Source organism: Coleofasciculus sp. FACHB-712, assembly GCF_014695635.1.
Lineage (GTDB): Bacteria > Cyanobacteriota > Cyanobacteriia > Cyanobacteriales > FACHB-T130 > FACHB-T130.
Window position 1 is genome coordinate 1 of record NZ_JACJOQ010000242.1, and the last position, 6,102, is coordinate 6,102.

Consider the following 6,102-nt stretch of genomic DNA (forward strand, 5'->3'; position numbering starts at 1 on the left):
TTTGCCGAAGTGCGCGTCGATCCTGACTTTGGCGAAGTGCGCGTAACCCGCTTTGTGGGAGCCTTTGGGGTGGGACAGGTAATCAACCTCAAAACAGCGCGATCGCAAATGATTGGCGGTATCGTCATGGGGCTAGGTATGGCACTACTAGAAGAAACGGTGACAGACTCCCGTACCGGACGCATCGTCAACGCCAACCTGGGTGAGTACCACGTACCCGTCAACGCAGACATCCCCGCAATTGAGTCGTACTTCGTCGAAGAAATCGACCCGCACATTAACCCGATTGGAGCCAAAGGCGCAGGCGAAATTGGCATCACTGGCGTGGCGGCGGCGGTGGCAAACGCTGTCTACCACGCCACCGGGAAGCGCATCCGCGACCTCCCGATTACACCGGATAAGTTGCTGTAATCTGTCTTAGAACCTAACCCCCCAGCCCCTTCCCTACGAGAGAAGGGGAGCCATATTCAAAGCCCCTCTCCGCGTCGGAGAGGGGTTTGGGGAGAGGTCAGTCCGTATTGGCTCAAACTGCAAAGCGCTCTATGAAAGAATTACAGGAGATTATTGCCGCATTTGCAAAAGCCAAAAATTGCGGCAAGACAGTAGCGATCGCCACCATTGTTAAAGTCAGTGGGTCTACCTACCGGCGACCGGGCGCTCGAATGCTGATAACGCTAGAAGGTGAGCGAATCGGCTCGATTAGCGGCGGCTGTCTGGAGAATGACGTTTTTGAACGCGCTCAACAGGTCATCGCGTCCGGTAAACCCATGTTGGTGAACTACGATACGACCTCCGACAATGACATCGTCTGGGGTCTGGGACTCGGTTGCAAGGGAATGGTACAGGTGTTGATTGAACGCCTAACTCCAGAGAACGAGTTAAGTCCGATGACCTTTCTGGGAGAGTGTCTGCATCAGCGGCAGGTAGGAGTTCTAGCAACGATATTTCACATTGAAGGTCACATAAAGGCACAAGTCGGAACCCATTTAATGCTGCATCAAGATGGCACAATTTTCAGTAACCTCGAAGATGCAGATTTGAGTGCAGACATACTCGAAGATGCCCGTGAAGTGCTTGATAAAAATTGCTCGCTTTTTAAAGCGTATCCCTTACTGGGAGGGAAAGCCGAAGTTTTTATCGAAGCGATTCAGCCACCTGTCTCGCTGGTCATTTTTGGAGCAGGTGACGATGCGATCCCGGTTGTACGCTTGGCGAAAGAATTGGGATGGTGCGTAACAGTCGTTGATAGCCGACCTGCCAATGCAAAATCAGAGCGATTTCCCAGCGCCGATGAAGTCATTTTGTCTCGCCCAGAAATCGTCAATGAAACCGTAGAAATTGATAACCGCACGGTAGCTGTCGTGATGACTCATAACTATCTGCACGACCTAGAAATCCTGAAAATACTCTTGCCTTCTTCCGTGCAATATTTAGGCATTCTTGGCCCTAAAAGAAGAACCGAACAGTTACTTTTGGAGCTAAAAGAAGGGGGAATGCATCTGACAGAAGCCCAACTTCACCGCTTGCATGGCCCTGTTGGACTGGATATTGGCGCTGATACACCGGAAGCGATCGCACTCTCAATTGTGGCGGAAATTCAAGCGGTTCTCGCCAATCGTTCGGGCGGGTTATTAAGAAACCGCCAGCAACCAATTCACAACCGGAGTACCGGATGAATGCGCCTGTCGTCGGTTTGATAATTCTGGCAGCAGGAGCATCTACTCGCATGGGGACGCCAAAACAACTGCTGTTGTATCAAGGACGCAGCTTCCTCCGCCATACCGCAGAAATTGCGATCGCTTCCCTCTGTCAACCCATCGTTGTCGTTCTGGGAGCGAATGCGGAACGAATAAAGCCGGAAGTTAACTTATTACCCGTCCAAATCGTAGAAAACCCACAGTGGGCGGAGGGGATGAGTTCTTCGATTCGGGTGGGTATTGAAGCGCTGAGTAATTTAAATCAGAACATAGAAGCCGTTGCGATCGCACTTTGCGATCAGCCTTTCATTTCTTCCCCACTACTCAATCAAATCGTGGAAGCCTATCAGGTGACGCGCCGACCGATTATTGCTTCAGAGTATGCAGGAAGCTTGGGCGTCCCCGCTTTGTTCAGCCACGCCTTGTTTCCAGAACTCATGAGCCTAAAAACGACCCAAGGCGCAAAACAAATCATCAAAAAATACTCACCCGAAGTCTTTCGCATCCCCTTTCCAGAGGGTGCTATCGACATTGATACGCCAAAAGATTATCAAGAATTTCAAGCGATCGCTGATGAGTCTCTACAAAGCAGGACTGGTATTTAGCAAATATCAAAATGAAAGATAATGCAATTTTTACTTCTTAAAGCATTTTCTCCATGAACACAGTACAAGGACTCGTATTGTATCGCTCAATAAAATAGAATCCGAGCCGCTGATAAAGCTCCAGAGCTTGTGCTTGTTTTTGTTCATCAATCGTATCCAGCCTGACTTTCTTATAACCTGTAATTCTGGCAAAATCTAAGAGCATCTGAGCCATTTTCGTCCCCAACCCTCGTCCTCGATAATCTTTAAGAAACCACATTCTCTTTAGTTCGCAGATGTCGTCGCTCAAACGCCGAATTGCGCCACTGCCAACAACCCACTCCTCATCAATCAGCACCAAAAATGTGCCCTTATTGCCGAAGTAGTGCGATTGCACGTCATCTATATCAGACATGGCATCGTAATGCCTAATCACTTCTTCAGGAAGCTGCCATATTTCGTTGCAAACCGCGATGATTACGCGCTTGAGTTCTTCAACTTGGTGTGATTGTATCGGTTTGATTTCTATCATCTGTTTTTCTGCTGTTGCGTATAAACGGGACAGATTATAAGTTTGAGATCCTTAAAGTCGATGTGCAACCGCTGAGTAAAGGCCCACCAAGTGTGAAGGCGGAAAACCGATTGCCAGTTAGGAAAAATGTCTATCTTAAGACGTATCCCCAAGCAAGTGACAAAACATCGTTCCCTGCGTAGACTGAGCGCAAGTCAATCAGGAAAATTTCAACAAAGAAATTAGCGATGAAAACACGACAGTTAGGACAAAGCAATCTCACCGTCTCGGCAATCGGTTTGGGTTGCATGGGAATGTCAGATTTTTACAGCAACCGCGATGATACTGAATCAATTGCCACCATTCATCGGGCGCTAGAATTGGGGCTAAATTTTCTCGACACGGCTGATATGTATGGGCCATTCAAGAACGAAGAATTGGTTGGACAAGCGATAAGGAATCGCCGCGACCAAGTTGTTCTCGCTACTAAATTTGGCATCGTTCGCAGCGAAGACCCCACCGTTCGCAGTATCAATGGCAAACCGGAGTATGTTCGTTCTGCCTGCGAGGCTAGCTTGCGTCGTCTGGGTGTAGAGACGATTGACCTCTACTACCAGCACCGAGTTGACCCAAATACTCCCATCGAAGAAACAGTCGGTGCGATGGCGCAACTGGTTCAAGAAGGCAAAGTCAGATATTTAGGACTTTCCGAAGCTGGCTCGGAAACCTTGCGTCGTGCTTGCTCCGTGCATCAAATTACCGCATTGCAGAGCGAATATTCCCTATGGAGCCGCGATCCAGAAGACGAAAATCTCGCCACCTGTAGAGAGCTTGGCATAGGGTTTGTTGCCTATAGCCCGCTCGGAAGGGGGTTTTTGACCGGACAGATCAAAAGCTTTGATGACTTGGCTGCTGATGATTACCGCCGCAACTCACCGCGTTTTCAGGGCGAGAACTTTCAGAAAAATCTGGAACTGGTACAACGGATTGGCGAAATTGCCCAAGAAAAAGGCTGCAAACCGGCGCAGCTGGCTCTTGCTTGGGTGCTGGCGCAGGGTGAAGACATCGTTCCCATTCCCGGAACTAAGCGACGACAATATTTGGAAGAAAATACCGCTGCGCTGGAAGTGAATCTGACGCCAGAAGATTTGCAGCGCATCAACGAAGTGGCACCTAAGGGCGTTGCTAGCGGCGGACGTTATCCGGAATCGATGATGAGCATGGTAAACCGCTGACATTTTTGAGCGACGGTTTCTGCTACAAAGATGCTTGTGACAGGTCAAAGTTACTGCGTGCAATCCTGAAAGCGGTTAATTCCGAGCCATCAGATTTTTTGTCCATGCTAAAACTCCCTTCGTTCTACGAGGAAAACCATGAGATACAAGCTATTAGGAAAGAGTGGATTAAGAGTTTCCGAACTCTGCCTTGGCACAATGACTTTTGGTGAAGACTGGGGCTGGGGCGCATCTAAAGATGAAAGCCGCCAAATCTTTGATGCTTTTGTGGAAGCAGGCGGTAACTTTATTGACACTGCCAACGGCTACACAGAGGGCACCAGCGAGAAAATGGTTGGTGAGTTCATTGCCTCAGAACGGGAACGCTTTGTCGTTGCTACCAAATATTCGTTTCCCTTGCACATGAGCGAGCGCGCGGGCAATCCCAATGGCAGTGGCAACCATCGCAAGAACATGATGCAGTCGTTAGAAGGCAGTCTGAAACGGCTGAAAACTGACTACATTGACGTGTACTGGCTGCACGCTTGGGACTTCATGACGCCCGTAGAGGAAGTGATGCGTGCCTTCGATGACATGGTACGCTCTGGCAAGGTTCTCTACATTGGCATTTCTGACGCACCCGCCTGGATTATTTCCCAAGCAAACACGCTGGCGCAGTGTTACGGCTGGACGCCGTTTGTAGCGCTGCAAGTCGAGTACAGTTTGATTCAGCGGACGCCGGAACGGGACTTGTTACCGATGGCAAAGGCTTTCGACTTGGCAATTACGCCGTGGTCGCCCTTGGGTGGCGGTGTGCTAACGGGCAAGTACAATCAGCGCACCCAGAGCAACAATAGCGAACAGGGGGGCGAACAGGGGCGAATCGGAACGATAGGGGGGAATATTTCCGAGCGGAATTTAGCGATCGCTGACGTTGTGTGTCAAGTTGCCGAAGAAATTGGGCACACGCCTTCACAGGTGGCGCTGGCTTGGCTAAGCGCTCAAAGCAGCGTCATCATCCCGATTATCGGTTCTCGGAAGGTCAGCCAGATCGAAGATAATCTGGCTTGCCTAGATGTCCATCTGACGCCAGAGCATTTGCAACGCCTCAATGAGGTGAGTCAGATCGATCTGGGCTTCCCCCATGACTTCCTGAGTAATGACACGATCCGCGATCGCCTTTATGGCGGCACATTCAACTTAATCGACAATCATCGCAGCTGAAACCAGGGTAAGGAATAAATCAATAAACCCATGCTATTTCCTGATAATTTCCAATGGCGATCTAATTCACCTTGCAGAATTTACGCTAAAGCCAGAGAATCAGGAATGCTTGGGGGAATTGGAGCGGGAATCTGTAATGTTAAGGTTGCAAAATCCAGAACGAAACGATTTTAAATCTCCCACAAAAATGTATCGCTTAAATAAGGTGAAGTTGCCATGAAAGTTAAATCTGCATATACAAGGCTTCTGGTTACTGATATTGAAGCTTGCTTTCTGTTCTACCGAGATGTAATGCAATTCAAGGTAAATGTAGAAGATTTCACGAGCGGATATGCTGAATTTGAAGCGGGAGATATGAAGCTGGCTTTATTCAGGCGCAAGGAAATGGCAGAGATGATCGGAAACGATCAGAAGCCCTCCATTGCCGAATGTCAAGACAAAGTTGTATTAATTTTCACAGTACCTAACTTGGACGAAGCCTATCACGAATTAAGACATAAAGACATCGAATTTACTACAGATCCGATGACCAACCCATACTATGGAATGAAGACAGCCTATCTTCGAGATCCTGATGGAAATCTTATCGGTTTATATCAATTTTTAGACTGATATAAAAGAGCCAGTCTGGTTAGCGATTCCTACGCTAATGATTGTGCGATCGCTATTTGCATTTTGGGCCTGCCGTCAGCATTACAAAAAAAGCGCTGCCCCTGGATAGCAGTTTATCTCAGCGTTCGGAAACCAAAGGCAAACCAAATTCCGCATCCCTCTTAGGTGCGGCTTGCTGACGGACACAGTGCCTTCGATACCTTTAAAGAACTCCTGACACAAGGCGGTGCAGGTTTAATCGAACCCATGTGAAATGAGCC

General features: G+C 48.6%; 7 protein-coding genes. 6 read left to right on the plus strand and 1 reads right to left on the minus strand.

Annotated features, from left to right (window positions below; translation table 11 throughout):
• The 3 genes from H6F50_RS06985 to H6F50_RS06995 form a co-directional block, all read left to right on the plus strand.
• Window positions 1-411 (plus strand): molybdopterin cofactor-binding domain-containing protein (locus H6F50_RS06985; RefSeq protein ID WP_190427878.1); only part of this gene is annotated, 411 nt, incomplete at its 5' end.
• A 131-nt stretch (window positions 412-542) separates the two neighbouring features.
• The gene (locus H6F50_RS06990; RefSeq protein ID WP_190427880.1) at window positions 543-1,676 is read left to right on the plus strand and encodes an XdhC/CoxI family protein; all 1,134 of its coding nucleotides are present in this window, start codon (window positions 543-545) and stop codon (window positions 1,674-1,676) included.
• Window positions 1,673-2,302, plus strand: a complete 630-nt coding sequence (locus H6F50_RS06995; protein ID WP_190427881.1) for a nucleotidyltransferase family protein — start codon at window positions 1,673-1,675, stop codon at window positions 2,300-2,302. The genes H6F50_RS06990 and H6F50_RS06995 overlap by 4 nt, the downstream gene beginning before the upstream one ends.
• Before the next feature lie 37 nt (window positions 2,303-2,339).
• Here the strand turns inward: H6F50_RS06995 and H6F50_RS07000 are convergent, their stop codons facing one another.
• Entirely contained in the window at window positions 2,340-2,813 is a 474-nt protein-coding gene (locus H6F50_RS07000; protein WP_190427882.1) for a GNAT family N-acetyltransferase, read from the minus strand.
• 227 nt (window positions 2,814-3,040) lie between these two features.
• Here H6F50_RS07000 and H6F50_RS07005 point away from each other — a divergent pair, with 227 nt between their 5' ends.
• The 3 genes from H6F50_RS07005 (at window position 3,041) to H6F50_RS07015 (ending at window position 5,842) form a co-directional block, all read left to right on the plus strand.
• The gene (locus H6F50_RS07005; RefSeq protein ID WP_190427883.1) at window positions 3,041-4,027 is read left to right on the plus strand and encodes an aldo/keto reductase; all 987 of its coding nucleotides are present in this window, start codon (window positions 3,041-3,043) and stop codon (window positions 4,025-4,027) included.
• A gap of 138 nt (window positions 4,028-4,165) precedes the next feature.
• A complete protein-coding gene (locus H6F50_RS07010; protein ID WP_190427884.1) occupies window positions 4,166-5,230 on the plus strand; it encodes an aldo/keto reductase in 1,065 nt (354 codons plus the stop codon).
• Between the two features lie 216 nt (window positions 5,231-5,446).
• The gene (locus tag H6F50_RS07015; RefSeq protein ID WP_190427885.1) at window positions 5,447-5,842 is read left to right on the plus strand and encodes a VOC family protein; all 396 of its coding nucleotides are present in this window, start codon (window positions 5,447-5,449) and stop codon (window positions 5,840-5,842) included.
• Window positions 5,843-6,102 lie beyond the last annotated feature (260 nt).

What these genes read in the sequence shown, in the direction of transcription:
- H6F50_RS07010 (WP_190427884.1), top strand. Translation starts at nt 4,166, where the DNA reads ATGAGATACAAGCTATTAGGAAAGAGTGGATTAAGAGTTTCCGAACTC.
- H6F50_RS06990 (WP_190427880.1), top strand. Translation starts at nt 543, where the DNA reads ATGAAAGAATTACAGGAGATTATTGCCGCATTTGCAAAAGCCAAAAAT.
- H6F50_RS07015 (WP_190427885.1), top strand. Translation starts at nt 5,447, where the DNA reads ATGAAAGTTAAATCTGCATATACAAGGCTTCTGGTTACTGATATTGAA.
- H6F50_RS07000 (WP_190427882.1), bottom strand. Translation starts at nt 2,813, where the DNA reads ATGATAGAAATCAAACCGATACAATCACACCAAGTTGAAGAACTCAAG.
- H6F50_RS07005 (WP_190427883.1), top strand. Translation starts at nt 3,041, where the DNA reads ATGAAAACACGACAGTTAGGACAAAGCAATCTCACCGTCTCGGCAATC.
- H6F50_RS06995 (WP_190427881.1), top strand. Translation starts at nt 1,673, where the DNA reads ATGAATGCGCCTGTCGTCGGTTTGATAATTCTGGCAGCAGGAGCATCT.